This window comes from Streptomyces caatingaensis (assembly GCF_001187435.1).
In the GTDB taxonomy this organism is placed as follows: domain Bacteria; phylum Actinomycetota; class Actinomycetes; order Streptomycetales; family Streptomycetaceae; genus Streptomyces; species Streptomyces caatingaensis.
In genome coordinates this window covers 371,139-392,375 of record NZ_LFXA01000017.1, presented here as the reverse complement: position 1 = coordinate 392,375, position 21,237 = coordinate 371,139, and the positions used below count along the sequence as shown (strand labels likewise).

17 protein-coding genes are annotated in these 21,237 nt (G+C 73.0%); 4 read left to right on the top strand and 13 right to left on the bottom strand.

Annotation, left to right across the window (positions count from 1 at the left end):
- Nucleotides 1-49 precede the first annotated feature (49 nt).
- A complete protein-coding gene (locus AC230_RS24140; RefSeq protein WP_049718428.1) occupies nucleotides 50-2,179 on the bottom strand; it encodes a primosomal protein N' in 2,130 nt (709 codons plus the stop codon).
- A 273-nt stretch (nucleotides 2,180-2,452) separates the two neighbouring features.
- On the opposite strand from AC230_RS24140, the gene AC230_RS24135 reads away from it, so the two are divergent.
- From AC230_RS24135 to AC230_RS33180, 4 genes are read left to right on the top strand one after another with little or no spacing between them, the layout of a single operon-like run.
- Nucleotides 2,453-3,745 (top strand): helix-turn-helix domain-containing protein, encoded by a 1,293-nt coding sequence (locus AC230_RS24135; protein WP_049718427.1) that lies wholly within the window; start codon nucleotides 2,453-2,455, stop codon nucleotides 3,743-3,745.
- 28 nt (nucleotides 3,746-3,773) lie between these two features.
- Nucleotides 3,774-4,511 (top strand): toll/interleukin-1 receptor domain-containing protein, encoded by a 738-nt coding sequence (locus AC230_RS24130; protein WP_049718426.1) that lies wholly within the window; start codon nucleotides 3,774-3,776, stop codon nucleotides 4,509-4,511.
- Nucleotides 4,508-6,457 (top strand): hypothetical protein, encoded by a 1,950-nt coding sequence (locus tag AC230_RS24125; RefSeq protein ID WP_049718425.1) that lies wholly within the window; start codon nucleotides 4,508-4,510, stop codon nucleotides 6,455-6,457. Before AC230_RS24130 ends, AC230_RS24125 begins: the two co-directional genes overlap by 4 nt.
- Nucleotides 6,458-6,498: 41 nt before the next feature.
- A complete protein-coding gene (locus AC230_RS33180; protein ID WP_049718424.1) occupies nucleotides 6,499-7,542 on the top strand; it encodes a hypothetical protein in 1,044 nt (347 codons plus the stop codon).
- Nucleotides 7,543-7,610: 68 nt separating this feature from the next.
- On the opposite strand, the gene metK is transcribed toward AC230_RS33180, so the two are convergent.
- The 12 genes from metK to AC230_RS24060 all read right to left on the bottom strand — a co-directional run bounded on the left by metK (nucleotide 7,611) and on the right by AC230_RS24060 (nucleotide 21,236).
- Complete coding sequence (gene metK, locus AC230_RS24115) at nucleotides 7,611-8,819, bottom strand: methionine adenosyltransferase (protein ID WP_049718423.1); 1,209 nt, start codon at nucleotides 8,817-8,819, stop codon at nucleotides 7,611-7,613.
- Nucleotides 8,820-9,015: 196 nt separating this feature from the next.
- Entirely contained in the window at nucleotides 9,016-10,218 is a 1,203-nt protein-coding gene (coaBC, locus tag AC230_RS24110; RefSeq protein WP_049718422.1) for a bifunctional phosphopantothenoylcysteine decarboxylase/phosphopantothenate--cysteine ligase CoaBC, read from the bottom strand.
- Between the two features lie 97 nt (nucleotides 10,219-10,315).
- Nucleotides 10,316-10,588 carry a DNA-directed RNA polymerase subunit omega gene (gene rpoZ, locus AC230_RS24105; RefSeq protein WP_049718421.1) on the bottom strand — a complete coding sequence of 91 codons (273 nt, stop codon included), beginning with the start codon at nucleotides 10,586-10,588 and terminating at the stop codon, nucleotides 10,316-10,318.
- 33 nt (nucleotides 10,589-10,621) lie between these two features.
- Nucleotides 10,622-11,212: a guanylate kinase gene (gene gmk, locus AC230_RS24100; RefSeq protein ID WP_078871532.1), complete on the bottom strand. Its 591-nt coding sequence runs from the start codon at nucleotides 11,210-11,212 to the stop codon at nucleotides 10,622-10,624.
- A gap of 37 nt (nucleotides 11,213-11,249) precedes the next feature.
- A complete protein-coding gene (locus AC230_RS24095) occupies nucleotides 11,250-11,573 on the bottom strand; it encodes an integration host factor (protein ID WP_049718419.1) in 324 nt (107 codons plus the stop codon).
- Nucleotides 11,574-11,807: 234 nt separating this feature from the next.
- Nucleotides 11,808-12,659 carry an orotidine-5'-phosphate decarboxylase gene (pyrF, locus tag AC230_RS24090; RefSeq protein WP_049718418.1) on the bottom strand — a complete coding sequence of 284 codons (852 nt, stop codon included), beginning with the start codon at nucleotides 12,657-12,659 and terminating at the stop codon, nucleotides 11,808-11,810.
- A 104-nt stretch (nucleotides 12,660-12,763) separates the two neighbouring features.
- Complete coding sequence (locus tag AC230_RS24085; protein ID WP_049718417.1) at nucleotides 12,764-13,867, bottom strand: quinone-dependent dihydroorotate dehydrogenase; 1,104 nt, start codon at nucleotides 13,865-13,867, stop codon at nucleotides 12,764-12,766.
- A gap of 75 nt (nucleotides 13,868-13,942) precedes the next feature.
- Nucleotides 13,943-17,254, bottom strand: coding sequence for a carbamoyl-phosphate synthase large subunit (gene carB, locus AC230_RS24080; protein ID WP_049718416.1), 3,312 nt, complete (start codon nucleotides 17,252-17,254; stop codon nucleotides 13,943-13,945).
- A complete protein-coding gene (gene carA / locus AC230_RS24075) occupies nucleotides 17,247-18,386 on the bottom strand; it encodes a glutamine-hydrolyzing carbamoyl-phosphate synthase small subunit (RefSeq protein WP_049718415.1) in 1,140 nt (379 codons plus the stop codon). The genes carB and carA overlap by 8 nt, the downstream gene beginning before the upstream one ends.
- Nucleotides 18,383-18,946 (bottom strand): PH-like domain-containing protein, encoded by a 564-nt coding sequence (locus AC230_RS24070; protein ID WP_049718414.1) that lies wholly within the window; start codon nucleotides 18,944-18,946, stop codon nucleotides 18,383-18,385. Before AC230_RS24070 ends, carA begins: the two co-directional genes overlap by 4 nt.
- On the bottom strand, nucleotides 18,943-20,226 hold the full coding sequence (locus AC230_RS24065) for a dihydroorotase (RefSeq protein ID WP_049718413.1): 1,284 nt from the start codon (nucleotides 20,224-20,226) through the stop codon (nucleotides 18,943-18,945). Before AC230_RS24065 ends, AC230_RS24070 begins: the two co-directional genes overlap by 4 nt.
- The gene (locus AC230_RS24060; protein ID WP_049718412.1) at nucleotides 20,226-21,236 is read right to left on the bottom strand and encodes an aspartate carbamoyltransferase catalytic subunit; all 1,011 of its coding nucleotides are present in this window, start codon (nucleotides 21,234-21,236) and stop codon (nucleotides 20,226-20,228) included. The genes AC230_RS24065 and AC230_RS24060 overlap by 1 nt, the downstream gene beginning before the upstream one ends.
- Nucleotide 21,237: the final 1 nt, after the last annotated feature.

The window sequence follows — 21,237 nt, the reverse complement described above, 5'->3', positions numbered from 1 at the left end:
AGCCCCCAACTGACCGTCGTACACGGCCCGTTGCCGCCACAGCGGGCGGTCAGCCGATGTCCGGCGGATCCATCCGCAGCCGCACCGGGGCGCCCTCCCGCCGGGTCAGCCGGACCGCCTGGGCGGTCTTGAGCGCGGCGGCCAGGGCCGCCCCCCGGCCGGGGCGCACCCGCACCAGCGCGCGCTCCCACCGCTCCCCCACCGGCGCGTCTCCGGGCCGGCGCGGCCGCCCCGCGACCGCCGCGGGAAGCGGCACGGGCCCGAGCACGTCGGCCCCCGGCGGCAGCTCCGCGAGCGCGAGGAACTCCGCGACGGCCTCCGGCGGGCCGCTGACGGACGCCATGCGCGACACCGGCGGGAACCCGAGCTCCTCCCGCTCGGCCAGCTCGCGCACCGCGTGCCCCGCCGGATCCCAGCGCACCAGCGCCTGCACGGGCCGCAGCGTGGGCTCGGCCACGACGACGACCCGGCCGCCCGCCTCCTGCCCCCGCACCAGCGCGGCCGCCGCCAGCCAGCGGCGCAGCGCCTCCTCGCCCGCGCGCAGGTCCGGCAGGTTCAGCAGGGCCCAGCCGTCCAGCAGCAGGGCCGCGGCGTAGCCGCCCTCGGCGACGGGCTCGGCGCCCGGCGTGGCGACGACCAGCGCGGGGGTGCCCGGCACGGTGTCCAGCACGTGATCGCGCCCGGAGGTGCGCACGGGCACGGCGGGAAACGCCCGGCCCAGCTCCTCGGCGGTGCGCCGGGCGCCCACGACCTGGGCGCGCAGCCGGGCACCGCCGCACTCGGGGCAGTGCCAGTCGCGCGCCTCGGTGCCGCACCAGCCGCAGTGCAGCGTGCCGCCGTCCCGGGCCTCCAGCGGGCCCGCGCAGTGCCCGCAGCGCGCGGGCTCGCGGCAGCGCTCGCAGGCGAGGCGGGGGACGTAGCCCCGGCGCGGCACCTGGACGAGGACCGGCCCGTGCCGCAGCCCCTCGCGCGCCGTCTGCCAGGCCAGTGAGGGCAGCCGGGCGGCCCGGGCCGCCTCGTCCCGCGCGAGGTCCCCGTCGCCGACCGTGCGGACCAGGGGCGCGACGGCCCGTATCCGCTCACGCTCGGCGGCCAGCGGCAGCGCCCAGCCGGTGCGGACGAGCTGCGCCGCCTCCACGCTGCATCCGAAGGCGCCGAGCAGGAACGCGGCCTTCTCCTGCGCGGCCCGCAGCAACAGCACCTCCCGGGCGTGCGGCTGGGGCGCGTGCTGCTCGCTGTGGCTGGAGTCGCCGTCGTCCCAGATCGCGACGAACCCGAGGTCGCGCACCGGCGCGAACATCGCGGCCCGCGTGCCCACCACGGCCCGCACGGAGCCACGGCTCACCGCGAGCCAGCGCCGGTACCGCTCCTCGGGCCCGGTGTCCGCGGTGAGCAGCACGTGCCGGCCCTCGCCCAGCAGCCCGGTCAGCGCGGCGTCCACCCGGGCGGCGGCCCGGCCGTCGGGGACGACGACGAGCGCGCCGCGCCGCGAGGCGAGCGCGGCGGCGGCGGCACGGGCGAGCTCCTCGGCCCAGTGGGGGCCGGGCAGCGCCGTCCACACCGCCCGCGGCGCGTCGCCCCGCGCGAGCGCCTCCAGATACGCGCGGCCCGTCGGATAGCGCTCCCAGCTGCCGGCCGCGGGCACCTTTGGGGGCGGCAGCAGCGCGGGCGAGGGCTCCGCCTCGATCCGGGCGTGCCGCGGCGGCACGGCGAGCTGCAGCACGTCGGCGAGCGACCCCGCGTACCGGTCGGCCACCGCCCGGCACAGGCTCAGCAACCGCGGCCCGAGCACGGGCTCGGGCGACAGCACCTGGGCGATGGCCGCGAGCGGCCCCCGGTACTCGGACTCCTCCACCCGGTCCACGATGAACCCGTCGAGCAGCCCGCCGCCCTCCCGCCGGCCGTCCCGTACGTTGCGCGTCCCCGCCCCGAACCGGACCCGCACCCGCACACCGGGCCGGGCGTCCTCGTCCAGCTCCGCCGGAACCGCGTAGTCCCACAGCTTGTCCAGGTGGACCGGCCCCTTGTCCACGAGCACCCGCGCGACCGGCAGCCGCCCGGCGAGCTCGGCCCCCCGCCAGGTACGCGGCTTCGCCCGGGGCGCCTTGGCCTTGGCCTTGCGCACGCTCTCCCTGATCAGGGCGAGCTGCTCCCCCTGAGCGTCGTTGTTGCTGCTCACGAGTTCAGTCTTAGCAGAGGGGACCGACAGGCGCGGGTGGCGTGCGTGCCGGGCGACCGGCCCCGACCGCCCGAGGCCCCGTCGACAGCGGTCGCGGGGTCCTGTTGCCTTCGCAGAGCACGGCTGCCCTCGCAGAGCACGGCGACGGCAGTGCACGGCGAAGAGGAAACAGGAAACAACCGTATCCACCTTGTCCGTCCGTGGTCCCCGGCCGCAGTCTGGCTCGCGGCGCTCCCGGGTTGCCCGGACGGACGGCGACGGACGGAGGTACAGGTGTCCGAGCAGCCACGCCGCTTCGGCCAGGAGCTCCGCAAGCGCCGGCTGACCGCCGGAATGACCCTTGAGGCCCTGGCCGGCCGGGTGCACTTCAGCAAGGGCCACTTGAGCAAGGTGGAACGGGGGCACAAGCCTCCGAGCCCGGAGCTGGCCCGGCTCTGCGACGCGGTGCTGGGGGCCCGGGGCGAGCTCGCCGCCCTCGCCCCGGGGCACCGGCCCGCCGGGCCCTCCGTTCCACCGGAGATCCAGGAGAGCGAGGTGTGGTCGATGCACTTGTCCGCCGGTGGTCAGAGCTGGTTCCAGCCTGTGAGCCGACGGCAGGTGGTGACCGGAGCGGCGGCTTCGGCCGTCGCCCTGGGGCTCGGGGCCGCACAGCCCCCCGTCGGGGCCGAGGGCTCCGCATTGCTCGACATCGCCACCTCGCTGTTCGACCAGTACCGCCGGCTCGGTCAGACGGCCGGCCCCGGGGTCGTCCTCCCGTCGCTGATAGCCCAGACGCATACGCTCCGGGACCTGGCTTCCCGGACGGGCCCGGCGGAACGCCGCAGGATTCTGCGGCTGGCCTCCCGCTACGCCGAGTACATCGGCTGGCTCGTCCAGGAGTCGGGCAACGACTCGGCGGCCCTGTGGTGGACGCGTCAGGCCGTCGCCATGGCCGCCGCCGGCGGCGACCCCGACCTGGCGGCGTACGCATACGTCCGGCGGGCACTGATCACGCTCTACCGGCAGGACGCCGCGCAGACCGTCGAGCTGGCCCGGCAGGCCCAGGACGGCCGTCTGCCGCCGCGGATCCGGGGACTGGCGGCCCAACGCGAGGCCCAGGGACACGCCCTGGCGGGCGCCCACGACTCCTGCATGCGCGCTCTGGACCGGGCCCGCGCCCTGCTCGCCCTCGACCCCGCCGACTCGGCTGGACCCGTCATCGGCACCACCAACCTGGCGGACCCCGTCGGCATGGTGACCGGATGGTGCCTGCACGACCTGGGCCGCCCGCGGCAGGCGGCCGCCGTCATCGACGAGCAGCTCCGGCGGGTGCCCGGCCACGCCCTGCGGACCCGTGCACGGTACGGAGCCCGGTGTGCGCTCGCCCACGCCGCCGCCGGGGACATCGACCAAGCCTGTGACGTGGCACGGCAGTTGATCGGCCCCGCCACCACCGTGGACTCCGCGACCATCGCCACCGACCTGCGCCGTCTCGAACGCACTCTGGCGCGCCATCCACGCAGCGCCTCGGTACGCGCACTGGCACCCGACCTCGCCGCGGCCCTGCCCGCCGTTCCCACCCACTAGCGAGCAACTGGAGAGAGGAAGTACCGCCATGGCCGACGTCTTCATCAACTACCGCACGGGGGACGGGGAGAAGACCGCCGCCCTGCTCGACACGGCGCTGTCGCACCGTTTCGGGGACGACCGGGTGTTCCGCGCCTCCAAGTCCATCAGGGCCGGCGAGTCCTTTCCCCCCGCCCTGCGGAACGCGGTGCGGCGCTGCGGCGTCCTCCTCGCGGTCGTCGGCCCCGGCTGGGGCGACTCCCCCCGCCTGCACCGGGCGGACGACTGGGTCCGCGAGGAGATCCTGGAGGCGTTCGCCTGCTCCATCCCGGTGGTTCCCGTGCTCGACGGCCGGACGACAAAGCGGCTGTCCGCCACGGCGCTGCCCGAGGAACTGGCCCGGCTGGCCGACGTCCAGTCCCTCCGCTTCGATCACCAGAACGCGCAGGCCGACCTGGCCCGCATCGGTGACGCCGTCGCCGAACTGGTTCCCCGGCTCGCGGCCGAGGACGCCGCCCCCGCCGACTCCGGCGCGGTGCACAACGCGGTGAGCGGCGGAAGCCAGGGAACGGTGGTCCAGTCGCGGGACTTCACCGGCACGGTGGGCGTCTCGGTGCACGGCTCCCAGGGACCCGTGCACGCGGGAACGGGCGACCAGTACGTCGGCTCCCAGCACTTCTCCGGACGCGGTTCGGGAGCGGGGGCCTTCTCCGTGTCCGGCGGCAACGAGGGCGGAATACGGCAGCACTTCGGCACGGGCGAGAGCCACGAGGACGAAGAGCGGTGAGCGACGGGGCCACTTATCGCGTCACGGAGACGCACGGGAACGTCCACGCCGGCACCGGGCCCCAGATCAACATCACCGCGGCCGGGCTGTTGACCAAGACCGGAGGGCGGACGCCGCGGAGCGTGGCCAGGGATCACCTCCGCTGGCTGCGGCAGCGCTTCGTCGCTCCGGCCGGACTCGGCACGGCACGTGGGCATCTCCTGGAGACCGGCACGGCACTGCTGGGCGGGGAGCCCGGAAGCGGACGGCACACCGCGGCCCTCATGCTGCTGCACGAGCTCCGGGACGCCGGGGCCTTCCAGGAACTGGTCCCGGAAGAGCGCACTCCGCGGCTCGACCCCGAGTACATCGCCGAGGGCGACCGTCTGTTGCTCGACCTCTCCACGAGCGGCGTACCGCTCTGGGCGGACGTGCTGGACGAACTCTCCGGGTTCCGCAAGACGCTGGAGGAGCGCTCCGCCCGGCTGGTGGTGGTACTCCCCCGGCACCTGACCCATCAACTCCCCCCGGTCTTCGCACCGTTCACGGCAGAACTGAAGCGCCCGACCGGCGCGGAAGTGCTGCGGGCCCATCTCCGACCGGACGGCATCGGTCCCGACACGACAAACGAACTGCCCAGGGAACTGGTCGCTTATCTGGACAAGTCGCCGCCTCTGCGGGACATCGCCACGCTTGCCCACTACGTCCTGCGGGCCCGGAGCGGCCCCAACACCCACGAAGGCTTTGCCTCCTGGTGCCGCGAGGCGCTCGCGGCCGTCACCGACCGGGGCCGGGACGTCGCCGACCTGGTGGCCTCGCTGGACACAGGCCCCCGGCGCGCGCTGCTCCTGGCCACCGCCATGCTGCACGGCGCCCACGCCGACGCGGTGCACCGCGCCACCGATGCCCTGCTCACCACGGTGCGACACCCGGACAGCGCGACCCCGTTACTGGAGCGGGCGGGAATCACCGAACGCCTCAAGGAAGTCCGGGCCGCCATGGACCGGTCCGGCCGGGTGCACTTCACCGGTCTCGGTTACGCGCCCTCGGTGCGCGACCACTTCTGGACGAACATGCCCGGACTGCGGGATCCCCTGCGCACCTGGGCCGGAGGCGTCGTCGGCCTGCCGGAGCTGTCACCGGACGACCGGGACCTGGTCGTCCACAGGTTCGCCGGACAGTGCCTGCGCACGGGGCGGCCGGAAGACCTGACGGTCCTCGTGCGCACGTGGACGGGCTCGGCACAGGACGGCCTGCGCCTGCGCGCCGCCGCGCAGGCCCTCGAACACGGTCTGGACGACGCCGCGTGGGGACCGTACTTCCGCTCCAGGATCTACGACTGGTCCCTCGACCGCCAGCTGTCCCCGGGCCTGGCGAAGGTCCTCGTGGGCGTGTGCGCCGAGGTCATGGCGGTGCGCCACCCGAACCAGGCCCTGGTGCGCCTCCACCACCTGGCGAGGCGCGAACACGGCAGCTCGGAGGCCCGGGAGGCGCTGCTGCGTCTCGTCCGCGCGGACCGCGGCCTGCGCCGGCGCCTCCTGTACCGGCTCGCTCCCGACGCCACCCGCCCGGGACGGCCGGCCGACATCGATCTCTTCCTGGAACTCGTCCACGAGCCGTCGTTGTTCGCCATGCCCGACAGCCACGCCCCCGCACAGGTGCGCGAACCGGGCGTGCGCAGCGCCCTGGCCGCGGGCTGGAACGCCGCGCTCCTGGACCGGCCCCGCGCCACCTGGCAGGCGGCTGTGGAGAGTTGGCTGCTCACCGCGGCGGAGGACGCCGCACTCGGCGATCTCCTCCTCGGCGTGCTGGTCGATGCCGCGGGGAGCCGTAACGATCTCCTCGGCCTGCTCTATGTCATCGCCCGCGACTGGGCCACCGCGGCTCCCGACGCACCGTCCCGAACCCGGCGCGGCCCCGTGTCCGACCGCCTGCTGGAGAAGATCGACCTTGCTCAGGACATGTAGGCCGGCCCCCGGGGCCCATGTCACCCGATGGAGAAAGCACGATGAGCTCTGGCCGTAAAACGGTGACGGCTTTCCTGACCGTCATCGGCGCACTGCTTCTCGTCATCCTGGGCCTGTCGGTCCACTGGCCGCGCTGGGCCTGGGCCGCCTCGGCCGCCGTCCTGGTGGCGGTCCCGCTGACGGCGACTGCGGTGTGGGGCCGCCGACGCGACCCCATCCCCCGCGAGCTGACCCTGGAACCTGACCTTCCGCTTCCTCCCCTGGAGCGCAGGGAGCAGCGCGTCAGGAATGTGGCGCTCCCCAGCGACACGGAGGACTACGACTTCCTCTTCTCCGCGACGGTCCGCTGGTACCCCAACGACGTCCCCTCCGGGGCGCCTCTCGTCAACCCGGGCGCGCTCGCCGTCGACGCCGTACTCGGCCGGGCCCGGAACATCACGGCGACGCGGGCACCGAACCGGTGCACGCTGGTCCAGCACGAGCTGAACGGCGATCTGGGAGTGATGCTCCTCGACAGTACGGGGCGTGTGCACGCCATGGCCGAGGACGTCGTGCTGACACTCACCGAGCAAGACCGGGAACGGCTCGGCAAGCTGTCCGCCGTCCGGAAGGACGAGGCGGTGTGGGAACACGAGAGGAAGCACGAGCAGAACAAGCGCGCCTACCTCGGTGAGGACGTCCTCAAGAACACCGGAAGCGCGGTCGTCTGGTGGCTGGCGAAGAACGACGACAAGATCGACAAGGCCGTGGCGGACCTGGGGCTGCTCGCCCAGTTGTCGTCCGCGGCCAACAACCAGGACATCCCCGACCACTTGCGGCACCTGGTGCCCCGGCCACCGGCCGATCCGGAGGAGGACCGCGGCCTGTCGGCGGCGGACCACTTCGCGGAGATGCTCAGGGCCATGGGACTCGGCGCCGACGACCCGCGGTGCGCCCTGTTCGTCCAGCGCGTCGTGCGGGCGGCGGCGGCCGCCGACCGGACCGCAACCGCCGAGGACCTGCGGCAGCGGTTCGCCCCGGCCGGATCCTCCGAAGACGGCGAGGAGGCACCGTCCGGAGCCGCCGGTGCGGCCTCGGCCGCCTGACAGCCGCGCACAGGGGACGGCCCCGGACCGTTCGCCGGTCCGGGGCCGTGCCGTTCGCCGTGGGCTGCTTACAGCCCCGCCGCCTTGCGCAGCGCGTCCACGCGGTCCGTGCGCTCCCACGTGAAGTCGGGAAGCTCACGGCCGAAGTGGCCGTACGCGGCGGTCTGGGAGTAGATCGGGCGCAGCAGGTCCAGGTCGCGGATGATCGCGGCCGGGCGGAGGTCGAAGACCTCGGCGATGGCGTGCTCGATCTTCTCCGTGTCGACCGTGTTCGTGCCGAAGGTCTCGACGAACAGACCCACCGGCTCCGCCTTGCCGATGGCGTACGCGACCTGCACCTCGCAGCGGGCAGCCAGCCCCGCCGCGACGACGTTCTTGGCGACCCAGCGCATCGCGTAGGCGGCCGAGCGGTCGACCTTGGACGGGTCCTTGCCGGAGAAGGCACCGCCGCCGTGGCGGGCCATGCCGCCGTAGGTGTCGATGATGATCTTGCGGCCGGTGAGGCCGGCGTCGCCCATCGGGCCGCCGATCTCGAAGCGGCCGGTGGGGTTCACCAGCAGCCGGTAACCGTCGGTGTCCAGCTTGATGCCGTCCTCGACGAGCTCCTTGAGCACGTGCTCGACGACGAACTCGCGGATGTCGGGAGCGAGGAGCGAGTCCAGGTCGATGTCGGAGGCGTGCTGCGAGGAGACGACCACGGTGTCGAGGCGGACGGCCTTGTTGCCGTCGTACTCGATGGTGACCTGGGTCTTGCCGTCGGGGCGCAGGTACGGGATGGTCCCGTTCTTGCGGACCTCGGTCAGGCGGCGGGAGAGCCGGTGCGCCAGGCTGATGGACAGCGGCATGAGCTCGGGCGTCTCGTCGCAGGCGAAGCCGAACATCAGGCCCTGGTCGCCGGCGCCCTGCTTGTCGAGCTCGTCCTCGTCGCCCTCGACACGGGTCTCGTAGGCCGTGTCGACACCCTGGGCGATGTCGGGGGACTGGGCGCCGATGGACACCGAAACGCCGCAGGAGGCGCCGTCGAAGCCCTTCTTGGAGGAGTCGTAGCCGATCTCGAGGATCTTGTCGCGCACCAGCTGCGCGATCGGCGCGTACGCCTTGGTCGTGACCTCACCGGCGACGTGGACGAGGCCGGTGGTGATCAGGGTCTCGACGGCGACGCGGGACTTCGGGTCCTCGCGCAGGAGGGCGTCGAGAATCGTGTCGCTGATCTGGTCAGCGATCTTGTCAGGGTGACCCTCGGTGACGGACTCCGAGGTGAACAGGCGGCGGGACACATCGCTCCCTGGGGTTGCAGCGGCTGCTGGCTGATCATTTGATGGCCCGGCCGAGAGCTGCGCTCGACGCGGGACCGGTGTCAGTTTATCCGCACCGGGCTCGCGGCGAACCTCTCGTCCCCGATCACTGGCGCCACAGCCTGTGACACTTGCCACTGCTTCCCCAGGAATACTTGCGATCATCCGGGAGAGGGCCTCAGCACAGGCGTTCGGCGACGAGGTCCCAGACGGTGTCGGCGAGGGCCTCCTTCGGGCCGTGCGGGACCTCCGTGGCGCTCCCGTCGGCGCCGAGCACCACGGCCTCGTTCTCGGTGGAGCCGAAGGTGCGCCGCTCCCCCACCTCGTTCACCACGAGCAGATCGCAGCCCTTGCGGGCGAGCTTCGCCCTGCCGTTGGCCAGCACGTCGTCGGTCTCGGCGGCGAAGCCCACGACGACCTGGCCGGGGCGGGCCCGCCCGGCGGACAGCTCGGCGAGGACGTCCGGGTTGCGGACGAGCTCCACGGGCGCGGGCTCCTCGCCGTCCTTCTTCTTGATCTTGCCGGTGGCGTAGCGGGCGGGCCGGAAGTCGGCGACGGCGGCCGCCATGACCACGGCGTCCGCGTCCGCCGCCGCCTTCAGCACCGCCTCCCGCAGCTGGACGGCGGTGCCGACGCGCACCACGTCCGCGCCGGCCGGGTCGGCCAGTTCGCTGTTGGCCGAGACGAGCGTCACGCGGGCGCCGCGGGCGACGGCGGTGCGGGCCAGGGCGTACCCCTGCCGCCCGGAGGAGCGGTTGCCGAGGTAGCGCACCGGGTCCAGGGGCTCACGGGTACCGCCCGCGCTGACGACGACGTGGCGTCCGGCCAGGTCGGCGGCGCGCGGCCCGCGCGCCAGCACCCGGCGGCAGACCTCGAAGATCTCGTCGGGGTCGGGCAGCCGGCCCTTGCCGGTGTCCACGCCGGTGAGCCGGCCGACGGCGGGCTCGATCACCACGGCGCCGCGGCGGCGCAGCGTGGCCACGTTCTCCCGGGTGGCCGGGTGCTCCCACATCTCGGTGTGCATGGCGGGCGCGAAGACGACCGGGCAGCGCGCGGTGAGCAGGGTGTTGGTCAGCAGGTCGTCGGCCAGCCCGTGGGCGGCCTTGGCGAGCATGTCGGCGGTGGCCGGGGCGACGACGACGAGGTCGGCCTGCTGCCCGATCCGCACGTGCGGGACCTCGTGGACGGACTCCCACACCTGGGTGACGGCGGGGTGGCCGGACAGCGCGGACCAGGTCGCCTCGCCGACGAAGTTGAGGGCGGACGCCGTGGGCACCACCCGTACGTCGTGCCCGGACTCCGTCAGCCGGCGCAGCAGCTCACACGCCTTGTAGGCGGCGATCCCGCCGCTGACCCCCAGGACGACCTTCGGCTTGTCCATGCCGGTTGCTCCCCGCACTCTCGTTCCGTACACGCTCTATGACACACCAAGGGCCCGGCAGCCGTGCTGCCGGGCCCTCGGTGAAGACGGTCGCCGCTTACGCCGCCGGGGCCTCGATGGCCTCGGAGGTCAGCAGACCCGCGTTGATCTCGCGGAGCGCGATGGAGAGCGGCTTCTCGTGGACGTGGGTGTCCACCAGCGGGCCGACGTACTCCAGCAGGCCCTCGCCGAGCTGCGAGTAGTACGCGTTGATCTGGCGCGCGCGCTTGGCGGCGTAGATCACGAGGCTGTACTTCGAGTCGGTCGCCTCGAGCAGCTCATCAATCGGCGGGTTGATGATGCCCTCGGGCGCAGTGATGGAAGAGGACACTCTCTGCCTTCCGATGGGGGTGAAGAAAGATGTTCAGCGCAGCAAGGCTAGCAGCTCACGGGCCACGTCCTCGACGGAGGTGTTGACCAGCGTGGTGTCGAACTCCGACTCCGCCGCCAGCTCCGTCCGGGCCGCCGCCAGCCGCCGCTCGATGACCTCGGGCGACTCGGTGCCGCGGCCGGTCAGCCGGCGGACCAGCTCGTCCCAGCTGGGCGGGGCGAGGAAGACCAGCTGCGCGTCCTCCATGGAGGCACGGACCTGGCGGGCGCCCTGGAGGTCGATCTCCAGGAGGACCGGCTCGCCGGCCTCCAGGCGCTCGAGGACGGCGCGGCGCGGGGTGCCGTAGCGGTTGCCGGCGAACTCGGCCCACTCCAGCAGTTCGCCGTTGGCGACCAGCTTGTCGAACTCCTCGTCGTTGACGAAGAAGTACTGGACGCCGTCGCGCTCACCGGGGCGCGGCTTGCGGGTGGTGCAGGAGACCGAGAGCCATACCTCGGGGTGGGCCTTGCGCATGTGGGCGACGACCGTGCTCTTGCCGACCCCGGAGGGGCCGGAGAGCACGGTCAGCCGCGGGCGTCTGGCCGGGGGGACGGGGGACGTCCCCCGGGAGACTGCAGTACTCATGGAGCGATTATCCCGGTTCCCGGGAGTGCCTGGGAAATCAGGCCGCGCTGCTGCCGAACTCCCGCTCCAGGGAGGCGATCTGGTTGGAGCCGAGGCCACGCACCCGGCGGCTCTCGGAGATGCCGAGCCGCTCCATGATCTGCTTGGCACGGACCTTGCCCACACCGGGAAGGCTCTCCAGGAGGGCGCTGACCTTCATCTTTCCGATGACGTCGTCCTCCTGGCCTTGCTTGATGACCTCGTGCAGCGAGGCGCCGGAGTGCTTGAGCCGATTCTTGACCTCGGCGCGGGCCCGGCGAGCCGCGGCGGCCTTTTCGAGCGCGGCTGCGCGCTGTTCAGGGGTAAGGGGCGGAAGAGCCACGCCTACGTCACCTCGGATGTCGAACTGTCGGATACGGACCGGTGAGGAACCTAGTCGGCCCACACCTGGGGAGCAACGAGCAACGCGCTTGCACGTTCGCTCTTGTCGGAGACTAGCGGCCGATGCCGCTCCAGTCAGCGAGAACAGCGGAAAAGTCCTGGTCAGCCTTGCCCGACGAGGACTTTTCCGGACATTCCGGCCGTCAATTTTCCGGCAGAACGCTCCTCGGGCCCCTCAGGCGGCCCCGGCGACGGCCTCCCGCACCTCGTCGGCGAAGCGCTCCGCGGCCGCCCGCAGGGCCGCGGCGCCGGGCCCGTGGCGCAGCACGCCGCGGCTGACGTTGGGGACGACGTCGCGGACGGCCGCGCCGAAGACCCCGGTCAGGTCGGCGGCGGTGGCGCCCTGGGCGCCGATGCCGGGGGCGAGCAGCGGACCGTTGATCGCCAGGTCGTACGAGGAGAGGTCGCCCAGCGTCGCGCCGACCACGGCCCCGTACGAGCCCATGGGCGCCGCGCCCGCGTTCTCCTCCTTGAGGTGCCGCAGGACCGTCGCGCCGACGGAGGCGCCGTCGGCGCGCACGGCGTGCTGCACCTCGGCGCCCTCCGGGTTGGAGGTCAGGGCGAGGACGAAGACGCCGGTGCCGCTCTCGCGGGCCAGGTCCAGCGCGGGACGCAGCGAGCCGTAGCCGAGGTACGGGCTGACGGTCACGGCGTCGGAGAACAGCGGGGAGGCGGGGTCGAGGTAGGTGGCGGCGTAGGCGGCCATGGTGGAGCCGATGTCGCCGCGCTTGGCGTCCATGAGCACCAGGGCGCCGGCGGCGCGGGCCTCGGCGACGGTGCGCTCCAGGACGGCGACGCCGCGCGAGCCGAAGCGCTCGAAGAAGGCGGACTGGGGCTTGAGGACGGCGACGCGGTCGGCGAGGGCCTCGACGACGGTGCGGGCGAAGCGCTCGCAGCCGGCGACGTCGTCGGTCAGGCCCCAGGCTTCGAGGAGGGCGGCGTGCGGGTCGATGCCGACGCACAGGGGGCCGCGCTCGTCCATGGCGCGGCGCAGACGGGCGCCGAAGGGTTCGGGCCGGGTGGTCATGGGGTTCCTCCGGGGGGCTGGGGCGCGGTGGGCGGGTGCGGGCCGGTGGCCGGGGTGTGCCCACCCGTTCCGCCCTGCGGAACGGCTGCCCACACCCCGGGCCGTCAGCGGGTGCCCGCCCCCACCGCCTCGGCGAGCGTGGCGTACGGGCTGGCGGCGAGCCTCTCGGCGAGGCCGCGGTGGATGCGGCGGCACCAGAAGGGGCCCTCGTAGACGAAGGCGCTGTAGCCCTGGACGAGCGTGGCGCCGGCCAGGATGCGCTCCCAGGCGTCGTCGGCGGTCTCGACGCCGCCCACGCCGACGAGGGTGATGCGGTCGCCGACGCGGGCGTACAGCCGGCGCAGGACCTCCAGCGAGCGCTCCTTGAGGGGAGCGCCCGACAGGCCGCCGGCGCCGATGGCCTCCACCGTGCGCCGGGGGGTGCGCAGCCCGAGGCCGTCGCGGGCGATGGTGGTGTTGGTGGCGATGATGCCGTCGAGGCCCAGCTCCACGGCGAGGTCGGCGACGGCGTCCACGTCCTCGTCGGCGAGGTCGGGGGCGATCTTCACCAGGAGCGGGACGCGGCGGCCGGTGACGGCGCGGTCGGCGGCCTCGCGGACGGCGGTCAGCAGCGGACGCAGGTGGTCGACGGCCTGGAGGTCGCGCAGCCCGGGCGTGTTGGGCGAGGAGACGTTGACGACCAGGTAGTCGGCGTGGGCGGCCAGGCGCTCGGTGGAGGCGACGTAGTCGGCGACGGCCCCCTCCTCGGGGACGATCTTCGTCTTGCCGATGTTGACGCCGACGGTGGTCCGGAAGACCTCCTTCCGGGCGGCGAGGCGGGCGGCGACGGCGGCCGAGCCGTCGTTGTTGAAGCCCATGCGGTTGATCAGGGCGCGGTCGGCGACCAGCCGGAAGAGCCGCTTCCGGGGGTTGCCGGGCTGCGGCTGGGCGGTGACGGTGCCGACCTCGACGTGGTCGAAGCCGAGCATGGCCATGCCGTCGATCGCGGCCGCGTTCTTGTCGAAGCCGGCGGCCAGGCCGAAGGGACCGTGCATCCGCAGGCCGAACGCCTCGGTGCGCAGCTCCTTGTGGCGCGGCGCGAGGACGGCGGCGGCGAAGGTGCGCAGGACGGGGATCCGGGCGAGGGCGCGGATCCAGCCGAAGGCCAGGTGGTGGGCCTTCTCGGGGTCCATGCGCTTGAAGATCAGGTCGAAGAAGAGTCGGTACATGTCCAGCCTTCGGGAGGTCGTCCGGTCATGGAGAGGGGGACACCTTCCGGTGTCCCCCTCCGCGGCGTCGCGCCGTTACGCCCGGCGGGCGGCGGTGAGCTGTTCCGCGTGCTCCTGGAGCGAGCGGACGCCCACCTCGTCGCGGGTCAGGGCGTCGATGCCCTGGACCGCGGCGGCGAGGGCCTGGACCGTGGTCAGGCAGGGCACCGCGCGGGCGACGGCGGCGGTGCGGATCTCGTACCCGTCGAGGCGGCCGCCGGTGCCGTACGGGGTGTTGATGATGAGGTCGACCTCACCGTCGTGGATGAGCTGGACGATCGTCCGCTCGCCGTTGGGGCCGGGGCCCTCGGACTGCTTGCGGACGACGGTGGCGTTGATGCCGTTGCGCTTGAGGACCTCGGCCGTGCCGGAGGTGGCCAGCAGCTCGAAGCCCTGGGCCGCCAGCTCGCGGGCCGGGAAGATCATCGCGCGCTTGTCGCGGTTGGCGACCGAGACGAACGCCCGTCCCTTGGTGGGCAGCGCGCCGTAGGCACCGGCCTGCGACTTGGCGTACGCCGTGCCGAAGACGTTGTCGATGCCCATGACCTCGCCGGTGGAGCGCATCTCCGGGCCCAGGACGGTGTCCACGCCGCGCCCGGACGGGTCGCGGAAGCGCGTCCACGGCATCACGGCCTCCTTGACGGAGATCGGCGCGTCCATCGGCAGCGTGCCGCCGTCGCCCTCCGCCGGGAGCAGGCCCTCGGCGCGCAGCTCGGCGATGGTGGCGCCGAGCGAGATGCGCGCGGCGGCCTTGGCCAGCGGGACGGCGGTCGCCTTGGAGGTGAAGGGGACCGTGCGGGAGGCGCGCGGGTTGGCCTCCAGGACGTAGAGGATGTCCCCGGCCATCGCGAACTGGATGTTGATCAGTCCGCGGACGCCGACCCCCTTGGCGATGGCCTCGGTCGAGGAGCGCAGCCGCTTGATGTCGAAGCCGCCCAGGGTGATGGGGGGCAGCGCGCAGGCGGAGTCGCCGGAGTGGATGCCGGCCTCCTCGATGTGCTCCATGACGCCGCCGAGGTAGAGCTCGTGGCCGTCGTAGAGGGCGTCCACGTCGATCTCTATGGCGTCGTCGAGGAAGCGGTCGACGAGGACGGGGTGCTCGGAGATCAGGCCCGCGTGCCGCTCCAGGTAGCCGGCGAGCGAGGGCTCGTCGTAGACGATCTCCATGCCGCGGCCGCCGAGCACGTAGGACGGGCGGACCATGACCGGGTAGCCGATCTCGGCGGCGATGGCCTTCGCCTCCTCGAAGGAGAAGGCCGTGCCGTACTTGGGCGCCGGCAGGCCCGCCTCGGTGAGCACCCGGCCGAAGGCGCCGCGCTCCTCGGCCAGGTCGATGGCCTCGGGCGAGGTGCCGACGATCGGCACGCCGTTGTCCTTGAGCGCCTGGGCCAGGCCCAGCGGGGTCTGGCCGCCGAGCTGGACGACGACGCCCGCGACCGGGCCGGCCTGCTGCTCGGCGTGGACGATCTCCAGGACGTCCTCCAGCGTGAGCGGCTCGAAGTAGAGCCGGTCGGAGGTGTCGTAGTCGGTGGAGACGGTCTCCGGGTTGCAGTTGACCATCACGGTCTCGAAGCCCGCCTCGCTCAGCGCGAAGGAGGCGTGGACGCAGGAGTAGTCGAACTCGATGCCCTGGCCGATGCGGTTGGGCCCCGAGCCCAGGATGATCACGGCCGGCTTCTCGCGCGGGGCGACCTCGCTCTCCTCGTCGTAGGAGGAGTAGAAGTACGGGGTCTTCGCGGCGAACTCGGCGGCGCAGGTGTCCACCGTCTTGTAGACCGGGCGCACGCCCAGGGCGTGCCGGACCTCGCGCACGACCTCCTCGCTGAGCCCGCGGATCGCGGCGATCTGGGCGTCGGAGAAGCCGTGCCGCTTGGCCTCGGCCAGCAGGCCGGGCTCCAGCTCGGCGGCGCCGCGCAGCTCCTCGGCGATCTCGTGGATCAGGAAGAGCTGGTCGACGAACCAGGGGTCGATGCGGGTGGCCGCGAAGACCTCCTCCTGGGTGGCGCCGGCGCGGATGGCGGCCATGACGGTGTTGATCCGCCCGTCCGTCGGGACCGCGGCCTTCTCCAGCAGGGCCGCCTTGTCGCCGGGCTCGGAGACGAAGTCGAAGGAGGAACCCTTCTTCTCCAGCGACCGCAGGGCCTTCTGCAGCGCCTCGGTGAAGTTGCGGCCGATGGCCATGGCCTCGCCGACCGACTTCATCGTGGTGGTGAGGGTGGCGTCGGCGGCCGGGAACTTCTCGAATGCGAAGCGCGGGGCCTTGACCACGACGTAGTCGAGCGTGGGCTCGAAGGACGCCGGGGTCTGCTCGGTGATGTCGTTGGGGATCTCGTCGAGCGTGTAGCCGACGGCCAGCCGGGCCGCGATCTTGGCGATCGGGAAGCCGGTGGCCTTGGAGGCGAGCGCGGAGGAGCGCGAGACGCGCGGGTTCATCTCGATGACGATGACCCGGCCGTCCTCGGGGTTGACGGCGAACTGGATGTTGCAGCCGCCGGTGTCCACGCCGACCTCGCGGATGACCTCGATGCCGATGTCGCGCAGCACCTGGTACTCGCGGTCGGTCAGGGTCATGGCCGGGGCCACGGTGATCGAGTCGCCGGTGTGGACGCCCATGGGGTCGAAGTTCTCGATGGAGCAGACGACGACGACGTTGTCGTTCTTGTCGCGCATCAGCTCCAGCTCGTACTCCTTCCAGCCGAGGATGGACTCCTCCAGGAGCACCTCGGTGGTCGGGGAGAGCGCGAGGCCCTGGCCGGCGATGCGGCGCAGCTCCTCCTCGTCGTGGGCGAAGCCGGAGCCGGCGCCGCCCATGGTGAAGGAGGGGCGGACGACGACGGGGTAGCCGCCGAGCGCCTCCACGCCGGCCAGCACCTCGTCCATGGTGTGGCAGATGACCGAGCGGGCGGACTCGCCGTGCCCGAGGCGGGCGTTGACGGCCTCGACGACGGTCTTGAACTGGTCGCGGTCCTCGCCCTTGTGGATGGCCTCGACGTTGGCGCCGATCAGCTCGACGCCGTACTTCTCCAGCGTGCCGGCCTCGTGCAGCGAGATCGCGGTGTTGAGCGCGGTCTGGCCGCCGAGGGTGGGCAGGAGGGCGTCGGGGCGCTCCTTGGCGATGATCTTCTCGACGAACTCGGGGGTGATCGGCTCGACGTAGGTGGCGTCGGCGATCTCCGGGTCGGTCATGATCGTGGCCGGGTTGGAGTTGACCAGGATGACCCGCAGGCCCTCGGACTTCAGGACGCGGCAGGCCTGGGTGCCGGAGTAGTCGAACTCGGCGGCCTGGCCGATGACGATCGGGCCGGAGCCGATGACCAGGACGGACTGGATGTCGCTGCGCTTAGGCACGCTGGCCCTCCATCAGGGAGACGAAGCGATCGAACAGGTACGCCGCGTCGTGCGGTCCCGCTGCTGCCTCGGGGTGGTACTGGACGCTGAAGGCCGGCCGGTCGAGCAGCCGGAGCCCCTCGACCACGTCGTCGTTCAGACAGACGTGGGAGACCTCGACACGGCCGTAGGGGGTCTCGGCCGGTCCGTCGAGCGGGGCGTCGACGGCGAAGCCGTGGTTGTGGGCGGTGATCTCGACCTTGCCGGTGGTGCGGTCCTGCACCGGCTGGTTGATGCCCCGGTGGCCGTACTTCAGCTTGTAGGTGCCGAAGCCCAGCGCGCGGCCGAGGATCTGGTTGCCGAAGCAGATGCCGAACAGCGGGGTTCTCCGGGAGAGGACCTCGCGCATCACCGCGACCGGGTGGTCGGCGGTGGCCGGGTCGCCGGGGCCGTTGGAGAAGAACACGCCGTCGGGGGCGACCGCGTAGACGTCCTCCGCGGTGGCGGTGGCCGGCAGCACGTGGACCTCTATGCCGCGCTCGGCCATCCGGTGCGGGGTCATGCCCTTGATGCCCAGGTCGATCGCGGCGACGGTGAAGCGCTTCTCCCCGATGGCCGGGACGACGTACGCCTCCTCGGTGGCCACCTCGGCGGAGAGGTCGGCGCCGGCCATCTCGGGGGCCTGGCGGACCTCGGCCAGCATGGTGCCCTCGTCGGGCAGCGCGTTGCCGGAGAAGATGCCGACGCGCATGGCGCCGCGCTCGCGCAGGTGGCGGGTGAGCGCCCGGGTGTCCACGCCGCTGATGCCGACGACGCCCTGCTTGCGCAGTTCCTCGTCGAGGGAGCGGCGCGAGCGCCAGTTGGACGGGACGCGGGCGGGGTCGCGGACGACGTAGCCGGAGACCCAGATCCGCGCGGACTCCGGGTCCTCGTCGTTGACGCCGGTGTTGCCGACGTGCGGGGCGGTCATGACGACCACCTGGCGGTGGTACGACGGGTCGGTCAGGGTCTCCTGGTAGCCGGTCATGCCGGTGGAGAAGACCGCCTCGCCGAAGGTCGCCCCCACGGCCCCGTAGGCGCGGCCGCGGAACGTGCGGCCGTCCTCCAGGACGAGTACGGCGGGGATCCTGCTCCCCGGTGCGGAGGTCGTCATCGTGCGCCTTCCGTAGTGCTGTTCAGGGTGGTGAGGGCCTCGACCCAGGCGGCGTGCTCCGCCGGGTGGTCGGCGCGGAAACCGGAGTCGATGTCCTTGTCGCCGTGCCGCCAGGTGACGACCAGCAGGCCGCCCTCGGTGAGGACCTTGCCCGCGATGCCCTTGTCGAGGCGGGCGCCGCGCAGGGCGGCGGCGGGGACGAAGAAGTCCTGGGCGCCGGGCCGGACCACGGCCAGGCCCCGGTCCGTCAGGGTGAGCTCGGCGCGGCTGCGGGTGCCGAGGCCGCGGGCGACGATGCGGTCGAGCCACTGGCCGGCGGTGGTCGAGCCGTGGTAGCGGCCGGTGAGGGAGAGCCGGGTCTCCCCCGGCTCGTCCGGGACGGCGGGCAGCTCGGGCAGGTCGCCCTGGAGCGTGCCGCGCCACTTCCAGCCCTCGCGCATCAGCCAGTAGAGCAGCGCGACGAAGAGCAGCAGGCCCACGACCCAGCCGGCGCGTGCCGCCCAGTCGGTGACCGCCTGCGACTTCTGCTCCGCCGCCAGGGGGGTGATGAAAGGTGTCACGTCAGCTTCCCGTCCACGACCGTCGCCCGGCCCCGCAGGAAGGTGTGGGTGACGCGACCCGGCAGCTCGCGGCCCTCGTACGGGGTGTTGCGGCTGCGGGAGGCGAAGCCCGCGGGGTCCACGGGTCCACGGTATGCGGAATCGACCAGGGTGAGGTTGGCGGGCTCACCGGGCGCGACGGGCCGGCCGTGGCCGGCGAGGCGGCCGATGCGGGCCGGGGCGAAGGACATCCGGTCGGCGACGCCGGCCCAGTCCAGCAGGCCGGTGTCGACCATCGTGTGCTGGACGACGGAGAGCGCGGTCTCCAGGCCCACCATGCCCATGGCGGCGGCGCCCCACTCGCAGTCCTTGTCCTCGTGCGGGTGCGGGGCGTGGTCGGTGGCCACGCAGTCGATGGTGCCGTCGGCGAGGGCGGCGCGCAGGGCCATGACGTCGGCCTCGGTGCGCAGCGGCGGGTTGACCTTGTAGACGGGGTTGTAGGAGCGCACCAGCTCGTCGGTCAGCAGCAGGTGGTGCGGGGTGACCTCGGCGGTGACGTGCCAGCCCTTGGACTTGGCCCAGCGGACGATCTCCACGGAGCCGGCCGTGGAGAGGTGGCAGACGTGCAGCCGGGAGCCGACGTGGGCGGCGAGGAGGACGTCGCGGGCGATGATCGACTCCTCGGCGACGGCGGGCCAGCCGCCCAGGCCGAGTTCGGCGGAGACGACGCCCTCGTTCATCTGGGCGCCCTCGGTGAGCCGGGGCTCCTGGGCGTGCTGGGCGACGACGCCGTCGAAGGCCTTCACGTACTCCAGCGCGCGCCGCATGATCACGGCGTCGTCCACGCACTTGCCGTCGTCGGAGAAGACCCGCACGCCGGCGGCGGAGTCGTGCATCGCGCCGAGCTCGGCGAGCTTCTTGCCCTCCAGGCCGACGGTGACGGCGCCGACGGGCTGGACGTCGCAGTAGCCGGACTCCTTGCCGAGCCGCCAGACCTGCTCGACGACGCCGGCGGTGTCGGCGACGGGGAAGGTGTTGGCCATGGCGTGGACGGCGGTGTAGCCGCCGGCGGCCGCGGCGCGGGTGCCGGTCAGGACGGTCTCGGAGTCCTCGCGGCCGGGTTCGCGCAGGTGGGTGTGGAGGTCGACCAGGCCCGGCAGGAGGATCTTGCCGTCGGCCTCGATCACCTGGGCGCCGGCGGCGTCGAGACCGGTGCCGACGGCGGCGACGGTCTCGCCGTCGATCAGGACGTCCTGCGGTTCGCCGCCGAGGATCTGCGCACCACGGATCAGGGTCTTCATTACTTGCTCTCCTCGGTGCGGTAGTTGGTGACGGCGGACTCGGAGCCGCCCAGCAGCAGGTAGAGGACGGCCATGCGGATGGAGACGCCGTTGGCGACCTGCTCGACGGCGGTGCAGCGGGCCGAGTCGGCGACCTCGGCGGTGATCTCCATGCCGCGGTTCATCGGGCCGGGGTGCATGACGACGGCGTCCTCGGGCATGCGGGCCATCCGCTCCCCGTCCAGGCCGTAGCGGCGGGCGTACTCGCGCTCGGTGGGGAAGAAGGCGGCGTTCATGCGCTCGCGCTGGACGCGCAGCATCATCACGGCGTCCGACTTGGGCAGCACGGCGTCGAGGTCGTAGGAGACCTCGCAGGGCCAGTGCTCGACGCCGATGGGCACCAGGGTGGGCGGGGCAACCAGGGTGACCTCGGCGCCCAGGGTGTGGAGCAGGTGGACGTTGGAGCGGGCGACGCGGCTGTGCAGCACGTCGCCGACGATGGTGACCCGCCGTCCGGACAGGTCCTGGCCGAGGCCCGCGTCGGGGCCGACCAGGCGGCGGCGCAGGGTGAAGGCGTCCAGCAGCGCCTGGGTGGGGTGCTCGTGGGTGCCGTCGCCGGCGTTGACCACCGAGCCGTTGATCCAGCCGGAGGTGGCCAGCCGGTGCGGGGCGCCGGAGTCGTGGTGGCGGATGACGACGGCGTCCGCGCCCATCGCCTCCAGGGTCAGCGCGGTGTCCTTGAGGGACTCGCCCTTGGAGACCGAGGAGCCCTTGGCGGAGAAGTTGATGACGTCGGCGGAGAGCCGCTGGGCGGCGGCCTCGAAGGAGATGCGGGTCCGCGTCGAGTCCTCGAAGAAGAGGTTGACGACGGTGCGGCCGCGCAGCGTCGGCAGCTTCTTGATCGGCCGGTCCGCGACCCGGGCCATCTCCTCGGCGGTGTCGAGGATCAGGACGGCGTCGTCACGGGTGAGGTCGGCGGCCGAGACGAGGTGGCCGCGGGTACGGGGGCTCCCCCCGGAGAGGTGCAGCATC